Here is a 14183-nt window from a genome sequence, read left to right as displayed (position 1 = left end):
GGTACTGCAGGGGGGACCCTGTGGGAGAGTAGGACACCGCCGAACAATCTTTGGGAAAACCCCCGCATCTTCGATGCGGGGGTTTTCTGCGTTCAGGGTTGATGTCCGCGGATATCAGCAGCGCAATATCCGCTGCCCGCTGCCCGCTGCTCCGAAGGGGGGTCATCGCGGAAGGGATGCCATCGCGGGGATCAGAGTCGTCCCGCGGCCTTGAGTGCCAGATAGGCGTCCGCCAGAGCCGGCGCCAGATCCTCCGGCGTCGCGTCCACCACCGACACCCCGTGACGACGAAGGTGTTCCGCGGTACGCCGACGCTCGGTCTGCGCCTGAGCGGCTGCCGCGGCCTCGTACACCGCTTCCACACTGCCCCGAGCCTGTGCCATGCGGGCGATGTGCGGATCCGCTACCGAGGCGACCAGAACAGTGTGGCGTTGGACGAGCTGCGGAAGGACCGGGAGCAGCCCCTGTTCCACCGGAGCCGCGTCCAGTGTCGTCAGGAGCACGATCAGTGAACGTCGCGGTGCCGTGCGCAGGATCGTTCCCGTCAGGCCACGCGCGTCCGTCTCGACCAGTTCGGGTTCCACTGTGGCCATCGCGTTGACCAGGGACGGCAGCACGTCGCGCGCCGAACGGCCCTGTACGAGGGCGCGTACCCGGCGGTCGTAGGCCAGTAGGTCGACGCGGTCGCCGGCGCGGGCGGCGAGCGCCGCCAGGAGCAGTGCGGCGTCCATCGAGGCGTCCAGGCGCGGCGCGTCCCCCACTCGGCCGGCCGAGGTGCGGCCGGTGTCCAGGACGAGAAGGATGTGCCGGTCGCGTTCGGGCCGCCAGGTGCGGACGGCGACGGTGGACTGCCGTGCGGTGGCCCGCCAGTCGATCGAGCGGGTGTCGTCTCCGGGGACGTACTCGCGCAGGCTGTCGAATTCCGTTCCCTCGCCACGGGTCAGCACGCTGGTGCGACCGTCGAGTTCACGCAATCGAGCGAGTTTCGCCGGGAGGTGCTTGCGGCTCGTGAACGGGGGGAGGACTCGTACTGTCCAGGGCAGTCGGTGCGTGCCCTGGCGGGAGAACAGGCCGAGGGGGCCGTAGGAGCGGATGGTCACACGGTCGGCCTGCCGGTCGCCACGCCGGGTGGGACGCAGCCGGGTCGTCACGCGCCGGCGTTCGCCCGGGGGCACGGTCAGTCGGTGCCGGGAGGTCTCGGTGCCTGGCTGCCAGCTGCTGGGTGGCCAGGCGTCCCGGAGCCGGGCGCGCAGCAGACGGGGAGAGGGGTTGGTGACCGTGAGAGTGACGTCGGCGGTTTCACCGAGGCGGGCCGAGGTGTCGCCGGAGCGGGTCAGAGCGAGACGGCGTACGGGCGCGGCGAGTGCGTAGTCGCAGGCGCAGGCCAGGGCCAGGGAGCCGTTGACCGCGAGGATGCCCGTCCAGCCCGGTTCCAGGACGCCGACGGGGATCGAGCCGAGGGCCGCGAGGAGAGCGGCGCGTCCGGTGAGTGCCATCAGCGGGGGACCGGGACATGGGCGAGTACGGCGTTGATGACCGAGTCGGTCGTCACGCCCTCCATCTCGGCCTCGGGACGCAGCTGGATGCGGTGGCGGAGGGTGGGCAGGGCCAGGGCCTTCACGTCGTCGGGGATGACGTAGTCGCGTCCCGTCAGCCAGGCCCAGGCGCGTGAGGTGGCGAGCAGGGCGGTGGCGCCACGGGGGGAGACGCCGAGGGTGAGGGAGGGGGACTCGCGGGTGGCGCGGCAGATGTCGACGACGTAGGCGGTGATCTCGGGGGAGACGGTCGTCCCGGCGACGGCGGCGCGGGCCGCCGCGAGGTCGGCGGGCCCGGCGACGGGGCGCACGCCGGCGGCGCGCAGGTCGCGGGGGTCGAAGCCCGAGGCGTGGCGCGTGAGGACGTCGATCTCGTCCTGGCGGGACGGCAGAGGAACCGTCAGCTTGAGAAGGAAACGGTCCAGTTGTGCCTCGGGGAGAGGGTAGGTGCCCTCGTACTCGACCGGGTTCTGGGTCGCGGCGACCAAGAACGGCTCGGGGAGCGGGCGGGGCGTGCCGTCGACCGTGACCTGGCGCTCCTCCATGGCTTCCAGGAGGGACGACTGGGTCTTGGGCGGGGTGCGGTTGATCTCGTCCGCGAGGAGGAGGTTGGTGAAGACCGGGCCGGGCTGGAAGGAGAACTCGGCGGTGCGGGTGTCGTAGACGAGGGAGCCGGTGATGTCGCTCGGCATGAGGTCGGGGGTGAACTGGACGCGCTTGGTGTCGAGCTCCAGAGCGGACGCGAGGGCGCGGACGAGCAACGTTTTCGCGACTCCCGGGACCCCTTCGAGCAGGACGTGACCACGGCAGAGGAGGGCTACGACGAGACCGGTCACGGCGGGGTCCTGGCCGACCACGGCTTTGGCGATCTCGGTGCGCAGGGCTTCCAGGGCGGCCCGGGCGGTGCCCGCGTCCCCGGTCTGCCCGGCGTTGTCAGTGGTCGGGGCCATCATGAACGGCGTACCTCTCTTTCGAGGGCGTCGAGTCGGTCGGTGAGTGCGATGAGGGCCGCGTCGTCGCCGGGCGGCGGTCCGAAGAGCAGGAGGTGCAGGGCCTGTCCGTCGCCGGTGCGGTGGGCGGAGAGGGCGGGGAGCAGGGCCTCGGGTGTGTGCGCCCGGGCGAGGGGGACGCCGACGAGGGGGGCGAGGCGGGTGCGGGTGGTGCAGCGAAGAACGGTGGCCGCGCGGTCGCGGGCGTCGGCCTTGCGGTAAAGGCGGGCGCGGCCTTCGGTGGTCTCCGAGGCACGGATCGCGACGGGGAGTCTCTCGGCGACGAGGGGGCCGAAGCGGCGTCCCCGCCAGAAGGCGGCGAGGGCCGCCGCGATGAAGAGTTGCAGGGTGGCCCAGAGCCACCCCGCAGGGAGCAGGTCGAGGAAGTCCTTCCGCTCGCCGGTGCCGGTGGCGGAGGCGTCGGACAGCGAGGGGAGGTACCAGACCAGATGGGGGCGCGAGCCGAGGAGTTGGAGGGCGAGCGAGGCGTTGCCCTGCTTGTCGAGGCGGTTGTTGCGGAGGATGTCGGGCGCGCCGAGGACGACGGTGTCGCCGCTCCCGGAAGCCGCCGGGACGCGCAGCAGCGTGGCGAGGCGCTCGCTGGGGTAGCAGGAGTCGGCGCCGAGGTGGGTGGTGGTGTAGCGGATGCCGCCGGTGTCGGCGCTGCCCGCCCGCCGGGCCTCGGGCAGGCGGCAGTGGGGGGTGAGCGCGGAGTGGGGGCTGGTGGCCGGGTCGGCGGTGACTCCGGGGGCGAGCCGTTCGACGGACCAGCTGCCGGCTGCGACGAGGACGGTCCGCCCGCCGGAGGACGCCGTCGCCGCGTGCAGGTCGTCTTGTTGGCGGTGTGTCAGCCGGTCGGGTACGGCGACCAGCAGGGTGGTGTCCGGGCCGGTGGCGGCGCGGGCCGCGCCGAGGGTGGTGACCACGCGGGTGGCCACGCCGCGTTCGGCGAGGAGCTGGGCGACGGCACGGCTGCCGTAGGGGTCGGCGGAACGCGGGTCCAGGTCGCCGTGCCGGCTGGTGGAGCGTACGGCGGCCATGGCGACCGCCGCGGCCACGATCAGTACGGCGGCGACCGCGATGCCTCGCGCGCGGGTCCACACCTGGCGTCCGGTGGGTGCGGTGGAGGTGGCCGGGGCCGGGGCCTCGGTGATCACTCGGCGGCCCCCTGGCGGGTGGTGCCGGCCGTGCCGGCGCTGCTGTCGGCGAGACTCGGCCGGGTGCGTTCGACGTCGCGGTCGAGTGCGGCGACGCGGTGGTACGACTGTGCGCTCGCCGCGCGCCCGCCGTATGTGACGTCGTCGAACTCCCGGGCGGCGGCGCGCAGCCGGTCCGTGTGCGCGGGAAGGACGCGGCCGGCCTCGGCGGCCGCTTCGTCGGCGGTGCGCCCGGGGCGTACGTCGAGCAGGGCGCGTTCCTCCAGGGAGCGGACGAGGGCGCGCACGCGTTCCTGGACGGCCTGGTTCCAGTGGCCCCGGGCGGCGTGTGCCTCGCTGGCCGCGCGGTGGTCGGCGGCGCTGCGGGGGCCGTCGCCGAACAGGACGGTGGCGGAGGCGGGCCGGCGGCGTGGGGTGCCGAGGCGCCACCAGAGGGCGGCCAGGACGGCGACGACGAAGAGGATCACGACGAGCAGGCCCACCGTGCCGCCGGGCGTCGCCGAGGCGGCCGAGCCGAACAGCCGCTCGAGCCAGTCCCAGAACGCGTTCAGGGCGCGCTGGAACGCGCTGGGGTCGTTCTCGTGGTACATCCGCCGGGACAGCTCGCGCCGGGCTGCTTCCCGCGCGGGACCGCGCGGGATGGTCACCGGCGGCTCGTCGCCCGAGCCACCGGTTGCCAGGACGGCGGTGTGCGTGGCACGCAGCAGGCGTCGTAAGGCCGCGGCGGCGGCGCCGGGTGGGGCCGCCGCCGCGGGAATGCCCCCCGTGAGGCTCACCGCATCAGCTCCCGGGGACGGCGCCGGTGCCGTGGTCCTGGACGCCGGCGGCGCGGGCCAGTTCCAGGTCGAGGGCCTCGCGGCGGATGCGCTGGTCGATGTAGAGGAGCACGGTGACGCCGGCGCTGATCGGAAGGGTGAGCGTGGTGCCGATCAGGGAACCGATCCCCCGGATGATCAGGAACGTCCAGCCGACGTGCCCGTTGCCGGTGGTGAGGAAGTCGTCCATGCCGTGGCCGCTCACGGCGGCGCCGATGGCGGCGAAGGGGATGGTGACGATCCCCGAGACGATGCCGGAGATGAGCCAGGCGAGCGCCTGGATGCCGAGGACACGCCACCAGGCGCCGCGTACCAGCTTGGCGGAGCGGCTCATGGCCTTCACGACGCCCTGTCGTTCCAGTACCAGGGCGGGCGCGGCCAGGTTGTAGCGGATCGCCAGCCACAGCGCGACGACCACGGCCCCGAGAAGGCCGAGGGCGAGCAGCGCGGATCCGCCGGCGTCGCTGCCGCCGGTCTGCTGGACCAGGAAGCCGGGCAGTGCCCCGGCGACGAACACACCGGCGATGATCAGGCCGAGCAGGAGCAGCAGACCGGCCAGCCCGGGAAGCTGTGGCCGGGCCTCGCGCCAGGCCTCGCCGATGCCGATCGGCTTGCCGAGCACGGCGCGGCTGATGATGGGCGCGAGCAGGGCGGTGGCGACGATGATGGCGGCCACGGAGATCACCGTGACGATGCCCGAGTCGATCATGGTTTCGCGCAGGGCGCGGAACACCTCGTCGGGGGTGGCGGTGCGGCTGTCCAGGGACGTCCGGGCGAGGGCGTCGTCGAGGACGAAGCCTTGCAGGACGACCAGGCTGATGTCCGTGATCAGGGCGACGGCCAGCGCGATGCCCAGGACCGTGCGCCAGTGCGTGCGCATGGTGGACACGGCGCCGTCGAGGATCTCGCCGACGCCGAGGGGGCGCAGCGGGATGACACCGGGCTTGGCCGCGGGCGGGGGGCCGCCCCAGCCGCCGCCCCAGGCCGGGTAGCCGCGGGGGGTGCCGTGACCGGCGTAGCCGCCGGGGCCGGGGCCGGGGGCGCCCCAGCCACCGGGGCCGGGGGCACCGTGGCCGCCGGGGCCGCCGGGGTGCCGGCCGTCCCAGCCGGGGCCGGGCGGCGGGGGCGGTGGGACGTGGTCCGGGCTGGGGGCACCGGTGGGCGCGGGCCACTGGCCGGGTGGCGGCTGCTCCTCGGACCATTTCGCGCCCGCGCCCGGCGCCTTCGCGCCCGCCTGCGGTGCGGGACCGGCGGGGCCGGGGCGGTCGGCGGGCTCGGCAGGGCCGGACGCACCGGGTTCCCGCCCCTCGGGCGACGGGGCGGATCCGGGCGAGGCCCAGCCCGGAGTGTCTGTCATCGAAGCTCCTTCTCGGTGCCCTTCCGCGGTCGCGGCGGCAGGTTGGCAGCCATCGTGCCATGGGCCGGTCATGGCAGGACCGGCCGCGGTAGGCGGTGGCCACCTTCAATTGTCCGCCGTTTCCGGGGCAGACTGACGGCATGGCTGATCAGCAGGCGCGAACCGGTGAGGACAGGCGGCCGACCGAGATACCGGCGATCCGGTGGGAGGAACCACCCGAGGGGCCCGTACTGGTCCTTCTCGATCAGACGAGGCTTCCGGCCGAAGAGGCCGAGCTGGTGTGCACGGACGCGTCGGCGCTGGTGGAGGCGATCCGTTCGCTCGCCGTGCGCGGGGCACCGCTGCTCGGGATCGCGGGGGCGTACGGCGTCGCGCTCGCCGCCGCGCGCGGCTTCGACGTGGCCGACGCGGCGCGGGCGCTCGAAGAGGCCAGGCCCACGGCGGTGAACCTGTCCGTCGGCGTGCGCCGGGCCCGGGCCGCGCACCAGGCGGCACTGGCCAGTACCGGTGACCCCACCGCCGCCGCGGTGGCGACGCTCGCCGCGGCGCGGGCGCTGCACCGGGAGGACGCCGAGGGCAGCGTCCGGATGGCCGCCCACGGACTGGCGCTGCTCGACGAACTGCTGCCCGCCGGCGGCCACCGGGTTCTCACGCACTGCAACACCGGCTCACTGGTGTCGGGCGGGGAGGGCACGGCTCTGGCGGTGGCGCTCGCGGCGCACCGGGCGGGGCGGTTGCGGCGGCTGTGGGTGGACGAGACGCGTCCGCTGCTGCAAGGTGCCCGCCTGACGGCGTACGAAGCGGCCCGCAGCGGCATGGCGTACACGCTGCTCACCGACAACGCGGCGGGTTCCCTGTTCGCGGCGGGCGAGGTGGACGCGGTGCTGGTCGGGGCGGACCGGATCGCGGCCGACGGCTCCGTGGCGAACAAGGTGGGGAGTTATCCGCTCGCCGTGCTCGCCCGCTACCACCATGTGCCGTTCATCGTGGTGGCGCCGCTGACGACCGTCGACCCCGACACCCCGGACGGCGCGTCCATCGAGGTCGAGCAGCGTCCCGGCTACGAAGTGACCGAGATCGCGGCGCCGCAGGTGCCGGTGACGGGAGCGGGGGGCGGGATACCGGTGGCGCCCCTGGGAACCCAGGCGTACAACCCGGCGTTCGATGTGACGCCGCCCGAGCTGGTGACGGCCATCGTCACCGAGGAGGGAGTCGTCTCGCCCGTGACGGCCGAGGCCCTCGCGGAGCTGTGCGCGCGGTCGCGCCAGGTGACGGCCGGATGAGGGCGCGATAGCGGCTGGGCCTTGCGGGAGCGGCTCTTCCCGGGGCCCTGGCCCGGCTGCCGCAGTGGATGTCCGGCCCGCCACGGGCCAGGGTCCGGCCCGTGGCAGCGGACCGGGGCAGACAGTGACGGCTCGGTACGACTATCGTCACAGGCCAGTGAGCCTGCTCACCTGCGCCTCTGTCGTCGTTACGAGAATGGGATGATGTCGTTTATGAAGGGACGAGTCCTTGTCGTCGACGACGACACCGCACTGGCCGAGATGCTCGGCATTGTGTTGCGTGGTGAAGGTTTTGAGCCGTCTTTCGTAGCCGACGGCGACAAGGCGCTGGCCGCTTTCCGTGAGTCCAAGCCGGACCTCGTGCTGCTGGACCTGATGCTGCCCGGACGGGACGGCATCGAGGTGTGCCGGCTGATCCGGGCCGAGTCGGGGGTGCCGATCGTGATGCTCACGGCCAAGAGCGACACCGTCGATGTCGTCGTGGGCCTGGAGTCGGGCGCCGACGACTACATCGTCAAGCCGTTCAAGCCGAAGGAGCTGGTGGCTCGGATCCGGGCGCGGTTGCGCAGGTCCGAGGAGCCGGCGCCGGAGCAGCTGACCATCGGTGACCTGGTCATCGACGTGGCCGGGCACTCGGTGAAGCGGGACGGGCAGTCGATCGCGCTGACCCCGCTGGAGTTCGACTTGCTGGTGGCGCTCGCGCGCAAGCCGTGGCAGGTGTTCACGCGCGAGGTGCTGCTGGAGCAGGTGTGGGGCTACCGGCACGCCGCGGACACACGGCTCGTCAACGTCCACGTCCAGCGGCTGCGCTCCAAGGTCGAGAAGGACCCGGAGCGGCCGGAGATCGTGGTGACCGTCCGTGGCGTCGGTTACAAGGCCGGACCGAGCTGACATGCCCGGGGACAGTGCCGCTTCGGCCCCCGGCAGGTCCGGGACCCGTCCGGGGCGGCCTGTCGGCCGGGCGGCGGTCGTCGCGCGTCTCAGGCGGCTGTTCCAGGGCGGCCTGCCGCAGGCGGGTGTCCAGGGCAGCCCGGTGCTGCGGCTGTTCCTGCGCTGGGTGCGCCGTCCGCTGCTGCCGGTGATGCGGCTGTGGCGGCGCAACATCCAGCTGCGGGTCGTCGCCACGACCCTGCTGATGTCGCTGGGTGTCGTCCTGCTGCTGGGATTCGTCGTGATCGGGCAGGTGCGCAACGGCCTGCTCGACGCGAAGGTGAAGGCGTCGCAGAGCCAGGCCACCGGCGGGTTCGCGGTGGCCAAGCAGAAGGCCGACGAGGCGGCCGGCGGGACGGGTACGGGTGCGGCCGCCGGGACCGGTGCCGGTGACGGCACGGTGACCCCGGACGGGCGGCAGTCGCAGAACGTCATCCCGTGGATGAGCGACCTCGTGGAGTCGCTGTCCAGCGGCGGCGCGGGCGCCTTCGACGTGGTGACGCTGCCCGTCGGCGACGACAGCGGCGGCGGACGCAGCCCGCGCGGCTCCGGCAACGTCAGCCCGACCTCCAGCGTGCCCGCGGACCTGCGGGAGCGGGTCAACAGCGGTATGACGGCCGCCCAGAGCTACACGCGGATCGTCTACTCCAACGGCAAGGAGTCCCAGCCGGCGCTGGTCATCGGCAAGCAGGTCAACGACCCCAACGGGCGGTCGTACGAGCTGTACTACCTCTTCCCGCTCACGCAGGAGGAGAAGTCGCTGAGCCTGGTCAAGGGCACTCTGGCGACCGCCGGGCTGTTCGTGGTCGTGCTGCTGGGCGCCATCGCCTGGCTGGTGGTGCGGCAGGTGGTCACGCCGGTGCGGATGGCGGCCGGGATCGCGGAGCGGCTGTCCGCCGGGCGGTTGCAGGAACGGATGAAGGTCACCGGCGAGGACGACATCGCGCGCCTGGGCGAGGCCTTCAACAAGATGGCGCAGAACCTCCAGGTGAAGATCCAGCAACTGGAGGAACTGTCGCGGATGCAGCGCCGGTTCGTGTCGGACGTCTCGCACGAGCTGCGCACCCCGCTGACCACCGTCCGGATGGCCGCCGACGTCATCCACGAGGCGCGCGAGGACTTCGACCCGGTGACCGCGCGGTCGGCCGAACTGCTCGCCGACCAGCTGGACCGGTTCGAGTCGCTGCTCGCGGACCTGCTGGAGATCAGCAGGTTCGACGCCGGGGCGGCCGCGCTGGAGGCGGAGCCGATCGACCTCAGGGAGGTCGTCCGGCGGGTGGTCAGCGGCGCCGAGCCGCTCGCGGAGCGCAAGGGCACCCACATACGGGTGCGCGGCGACCAGCAGCCCGTCGTCGCCGAGGCGGACGCCCGGCGGGTGGAGCGCGTACTGCGCAACCTCGTCGTCAACGCCGTCGAGCACGGTGAGGGCAGGGACGTCGTCGTCAGGCTCGCCGCGGCGGGCGGGGCGGTGGCCATCGCGGTGCGTGACTACGGCGTCGGACTGAAGCCCGGTGAGGCGACCCGTGTGTTCAGCCGTTTCTGGCGGGCCGACCCGGCACGCGCGCGTACCACCGGTGGTACGGGTCTGGGGCTGTCGATCGCCCTGGAGGACGCGCGGCTGCACGGCGGCTGGCTGCAAGCGTGGGGTGAGCCGGGCGGCGGCTCGCAGTTCCGGCTGACGCTGCCCAGGACGGCGGACGAACCGCTGCGGGGCTCCCCGATACCGCTGGAACCCAAGGACTCGCGCCGCAACCGCGGCCTCGACGACGCCGGCCAGCGCCGCGGGGACGAGGAGAAGCGGGCGACGGTCCCGGTGCAGCAGGGCGGTGCGCAAGCGCCCGCGCTGCCGCCGCGGACGTCGGTCGCGCCGCGGCTGGCCACCGACAGCCCCGCAGCCGATCCGACCGCCCTGCCCGGCAACGGCGCCCGCGTGGTGCCCCGGCCCGCCGGCGGCGCACGGCGCCCGGACGACCGGCCGGCCGCCCGCCCGGCAGCCACCGCGGACGTGGACGGGCCGGGCTTGGACGGGCCGGACATGGACCCACTGAACGGGGACGGGCCGGGCCTGGACCGGCCGGACGTGGACCGATCGAGTGTGGATCGGCCGAACGCGGATCGGCCCGACGTGGACCGACTGGACGGGGATCGGCCGGGCGCGTCCGCGTCGGGTGCGGCCGTGCCGGAGGACTCGCATCAGCCAGGGGAGGCATTTCGTGGCCGCTGACCGCACGGGGGGCGCACGGCGGCGGCCTGGGCGCGCGGTGGCGTACGCCGCCCTGGGCATCGTGGTGCTGGCCGGGTGCGCCTCGATGCCCGACAGCGGAGACCTGCGGGATGTGGAGTCCACACCGCGACAGGACACCGGAGTGCGGGTGTTCGCCATGCCGCCCGCCGAGGGCGTCGGCCCCGGCGAGATCATGCAGGGCTTCCTCGAGGCGCTGACCAGCGACGACCCCGGCTATGACACGGCGCGCAAGTATCTGACGGCGGACGCGGCGCGCGTCTGGCGGCCGGAGCGCTCGACGACGGTCCTCGCGAACGGCCCCAGCATCGCGACCAACTGCAACCCGGGAGGCCGGGAGGAGGCCGACAGCGCGACCTGTGTGCTGACCGGCGCCCAGGTCGCCACGGTCGACGCACAGCAGGCCTACCAGCCCGCCGAGGCCCCCTACCGCAGGAAACTGCACCTGACGAAGAACCCCAAGAGCGGGCAGTGGCGCATCGACGGGCTCCCCGACGGCGTCGTCATGGGCAAGTCGGACTTCCAGCGGAACTACACGTCCGTCGACAAGTATTACTTTGCCTCCAAGACGGCGGTCGGGTCCGGGGGACAGCCGGTGGCGGTCGCCGATCCGGTGTTCGTACGCAGCAAGGTGGACCCGATGACGCAGCTGGTCCGCTCGCTGCTGCACGGCCCGACCGCGTGGCTCGGTCCGGTGGTCCGGTCGAGTTTCCCGACGGGTACGGCGCTGAAGAAGGGCGTCTCCGGGCTGGCACCGGACGACCAGAACAAGCTGACCGTGCCGCTGAACCTCAAGCCGTCCCAGGTCACGTCCGGCACGTGCACCGAGATGGCGACGCAGGTGCTGTTCACCCTGCGCAACCTCGTGCCGACGCTGGACTCCGTGGAGTTGCAGGGGGCGGGCGGCGGCCGGCTGTGCGAGGTGCGCGAGGAGCGCGCGGAGTCCGCCGCCTGGCACGGGTCGGCAAGACGCCCCGAGTACCTGTACTTCCTCGATGGCAAGCACCGGCTGGTGCGGATGCCGACCGGCAGCACCGGTACCGGAACCGGCGCCGACCGGGTGCCCGGGCCGCTGGGCGAGGGGGGCAACGGGCTGCTGTCGGTGGCCGTGTCGCGGGACGAGGACACCGCGGCCGTGGTCGGCGACCGGGGGGCGTCGCTGTACAGGTCGTCGCTTGCGGCGGGCGGTTCGCTGGGCGACCCGCTGGTGACCAGCGCCGGTGCGGCGCCGACGGAGCGGCTGGCCACGCCGAGCTGGGACGCCCGCGGCGACCTGTGGGTGGCCGACCGGGACCCGCACCGGCCGCGGTTGTTCGTCGTGGAACAGGGCGGTGACAAGCCGGTGCAGGTCGCGGTCCCGGATCTGCCGGGCCGCATCACGGACGCGCGGGTGGCCGCCGACGGGACGCGGATCGCCCTGGTCGTGGAGAAGGACGGCAAGCAGTCCCTGTCGATCGGCCGGATCCAGCGCGACGACGGCACCGGGCAGGGCATCTCCGTGGACGGACTGCACTCGCCGGCACCGGACCTGGAGGAGGTCAGCGCCATCTCCTGGGCCGGGGACAGCAGACTGCTCGTCGTCGGCCAGGAGCACGGGGGTGTGCAGCAGATGCGGTACGTCCAGATCGACGGCTCCGCGCTCGACAGCCCGGCACCCGGCGCGCTCCCCGGCGTGAAGGCGATCGCCGCCTCCGAGAACGAGCGGGTACCGCTGGTGGCCTACTCGGACGACGGGATCGTACGACTGCCGTCCGGCGCACAGTGGCAGAAGATCGACAAGGACGGGACGGCGCCGGTCTATCCGGGCTGAGGACGCGGACGCGGCACCCACCAGTGGCGCGGGGTGCTCCGCGTTTTCCGCAGGGGTTTTCCACAGGGGTGGCAGACCGGCGGCGGCGTGGGCACAGTGGTGGGCATGCGGGGGTGGTGGCAGGACCTCACCGACCTGGTGCTGCCGGCCGACTGCGCGGGCTGCGGGGCACCTCGTACGGCGCTCTGCCCGCGCTGCCGGAGTGTGGTGGACGGACGCGCGGCGCGGCGGGTGCGGCCGGTGCCGGAGCCGGCCGGGCTGCCGGTGGTGCACGCGGTGGCGCCGTACGCGGCGGAGGTGCGGACGTTGCTGCTCGCCCACAAGGAGCGCGGCGCGCTGGCGCTCGCGGGGACGCTGGGCGCGGCGCTGGCGGGCGCCGTGCGTGCGGGACTCCGCGGACAGGCGTCCGGTGGCGGGCCGGGCCGACGTCCGTGGCGAGGGCCGGTGCTGCTGGTGCCCGTGCCCTCCGCCCGGTGGGCGGTGCGGGCACGCGGGCACGATCCGGTACGGCGGATGGCGCTCGCGGCGGCCCGGGAGCTGCGGCGCACCGGGACCCCGGCCCGGGTGGCGGCCGTACTGCGGCAGCGGCGCGCCGTGGCGGACCAGGCCGGTCTGGACGCGCGGCGGCGCCTGGAGAACCTCGCCGGCGCCCTGGAGGCCACCGCGGGGAGCGGCCTGCTGCTCGGCGCGGGCCGCGTCGTGCTCGTCGACGACCTGATGACGACGGGCGCCAGTCTCGCGGAGGCGGCGCGGGCCGTGCGGGCGGCGGCGGTATCCCGTCGCGATGGCGGAACGGCCGTGTATGCCGCCGTAAGCCGGGAAGGTAGGGGAGAACAACGGAACGGTGCACGGGCGGAGGAGAGGAAGTGGGTGCTGGGTGCACCGGAAATGGCGGTACCGAACGCCTCCGGGCGGTTGCTCCACGCCGCGGTGGTCGCCGCGCCGTGGGATTCCTTCGAAATGAACAGGAACTGATCGTCGACCTGCGTCGTTGCAGGTAGTGAGAGGGGTATGACAGGGGTTATTCACCCCAACGGAGGTACCTCGTAGTAGAGGGTGACGCCATCCGTCCGGGCGAGATATGTTCGGTTGTGAGGAAAGGCGCAGGCCACACCTCGCATATCCGAATGCCGTGCTGCGGGTTTTTCGCAATCACCCGCACCGGTGGGGTGGAGATCTCGTCCATGGGGGAGGAGGAGGTGGAAGTCACCGAGTCCGAGGTCCGGTGATCACCGGATCTGGTGCGAAAGGGAGACGCTCCGCCCAGACAGCGGAGCGATCCGGGAACGGAGTTCTGCGTGGACATCGTCGTCAAAGGCCGCAAGACCGAGGTGCCCGAGCGGTTCCGCAAGCATGTGGCCGAGAAGCTGAAGCTGGAGAAGATCCAGAAGCTCGATGGCAAGGTGATCAGCCTCGACGTCGAGGTGTCCAAGGAGCCCAACCCCCGACAGGCCGACCGTTGTGACCGAGTGGAGATCACGCTCCGCTCCCGCGGTCCGGTGATCCGCGCGGAGGCAGCGGCCAGCGACCCGTACGCGGCACTCGACCTGGCGGCGGAGAAGCTGGACGCCCGGCTCCGCAAGGAGCACGACAAGCGGTACTCACGCCGGGGCGCGCACCGGGTGTCGGTGGCGGAGATCGCCGACCAGGTGCCGGGTGTGGCCACGCTGAACGACAACGGCCTCCTCGTCCAGGAGGAGGAGCAGGACGCGGTGCCGACCAAGAAGATCGGCCCGCTGGAGGTCAAGGGCGAAGGCCCCCTCGTCGTGCGCGAGAAGACGCACGTCGCCTCCCCCATGAGCCTCGACCAGGCCCTCTACGAGATGGAACTGGTCGGCCACGACTTCTATCTGTTCGTCGACGCCGAGACGAAGGAACCGAGCGTCGTCTACCGGCGGCACGCCTACGACTACGGTGTGATCCACCTCAGCACGGACCCGATGGTCACCGAGACGGACCCGCACGCGGCGGGTGGCACCCTGGGCGGCTGACCCGTCCGGCATGAAGCTCGGCCGGTGCCCCTGGAGCGCCTGTGCGCCCCCAGGGGCACCGATGTGCGACCAGT

Annotated in this window: 11 protein-coding genes; 6 read left to right on the top strand and 5 right to left on the bottom strand. The window is 73.2% G+C overall.

The window, feature by feature from the left end; genetic code table 11:
- Positions 1-191: 191 nt before the first annotated feature.
- The 5 genes from AB0F03_RS14885 to AB0F03_RS14865 are packed head-to-tail and all read right to left on the bottom strand — an operon-like array spanning position 192 to position 5853.
- Complete coding sequence (locus tag AB0F03_RS14885) at positions 192-1496, bottom strand: DUF58 domain-containing protein (protein ID WP_361990815.1); 1305 nt, start codon at positions 1494-1496, stop codon at positions 192-194.
- Positions 1496-2485: a MoxR family ATPase gene (locus tag AB0F03_RS14880; protein ID WP_361990862.1), complete on the bottom strand. Its 990-nt coding sequence runs from the start codon at positions 2483-2485 to the stop codon at positions 1496-1498. The genes AB0F03_RS14885 and AB0F03_RS14880 overlap by 1 nt, the downstream gene beginning before the upstream one ends.
- A complete protein-coding gene (locus tag AB0F03_RS14875; RefSeq protein WP_361990812.1) occupies positions 2485-3681 on the bottom strand; it encodes a DUF4350 domain-containing protein in 1197 nt (398 codons plus the stop codon). Before AB0F03_RS14875 ends, AB0F03_RS14880 begins: the two co-directional genes overlap by 1 nt.
- Positions 3678-4457 (bottom strand): DUF4129 domain-containing protein, encoded by a 780-nt coding sequence (locus AB0F03_RS14870; protein WP_361990809.1) that lies wholly within the window; start codon positions 4455-4457, stop codon positions 3678-3680. Before AB0F03_RS14870 ends, AB0F03_RS14875 begins: the two co-directional genes overlap by 4 nt.
- A 4-nt stretch (positions 4458-4461) precedes the next feature.
- Positions 4462-5853, bottom strand: coding sequence for a glycerophosphoryl diester phosphodiesterase membrane domain-containing protein (locus AB0F03_RS14865; RefSeq protein ID WP_361990806.1), 1392 nt, complete (start codon positions 5851-5853; stop codon positions 4462-4464).
- 140 nt (positions 5854-5993) lie between these two features.
- On the opposite strand from AB0F03_RS14865, the gene mtnA reads away from it, so the two are divergent.
- The 6 genes from mtnA (at position 5994) to raiA (ending at position 14109) form a co-directional block, all read left to right on the top strand.
- Entirely contained in the window at positions 5994-7136 is a 1143-nt protein-coding gene (mtnA, locus tag AB0F03_RS14860) for an S-methyl-5-thioribose-1-phosphate isomerase (protein WP_361990803.1), read from the top strand.
- Between the two features lie 201 nt (positions 7137-7337).
- Positions 7338-8027, top strand: a complete 690-nt coding sequence (gene mtrA / locus AB0F03_RS14855; RefSeq protein WP_187279108.1) for a two-component system response regulator MtrA — start codon at positions 7338-7340, stop codon at positions 8025-8027.
- A 1-nt stretch (position 8028) separates the two neighbouring features.
- Positions 8029-10290, top strand: coding sequence for an MtrAB system histidine kinase MtrB (gene mtrB, locus AB0F03_RS14850; RefSeq protein WP_361990800.1), 2262 nt, complete (start codon positions 8029-8031; stop codon positions 10288-10290).
- Positions 10280-12118, top strand: a complete 1839-nt coding sequence (locus AB0F03_RS14845) for an LpqB family beta-propeller domain-containing protein (protein WP_361990797.1) — start codon at positions 10280-10282, stop codon at positions 12116-12118. The genes mtrB and AB0F03_RS14845 overlap by 11 nt, the downstream gene beginning before the upstream one ends.
- A 105-nt stretch (positions 12119-12223) precedes the next feature.
- Entirely contained in the window at positions 12224-13093 is an 870-nt protein-coding gene (locus AB0F03_RS14840) for a ComF family protein (RefSeq protein ID WP_361990794.1), read from the top strand.
- 266 nt (positions 13094-13359) lie between these two features.
- Positions 13360-14109, top strand: coding sequence for a ribosome-associated translation inhibitor RaiA (gene raiA, locus AB0F03_RS14835; protein ID WP_361990792.1), 750 nt, complete (start codon positions 13360-13362; stop codon positions 14107-14109).
- Positions 14110-14183: the final 74 nt, after the last annotated feature.

This window comes from Streptomyces sp. NPDC028722 (assembly GCF_040637655.1).
GTDB lineage: Bacteria > Actinomycetota > Actinomycetes > Streptomycetales > Streptomycetaceae > Streptomyces.
This window is presented reverse-complemented; position numbering and strand designations above follow the sequence as displayed.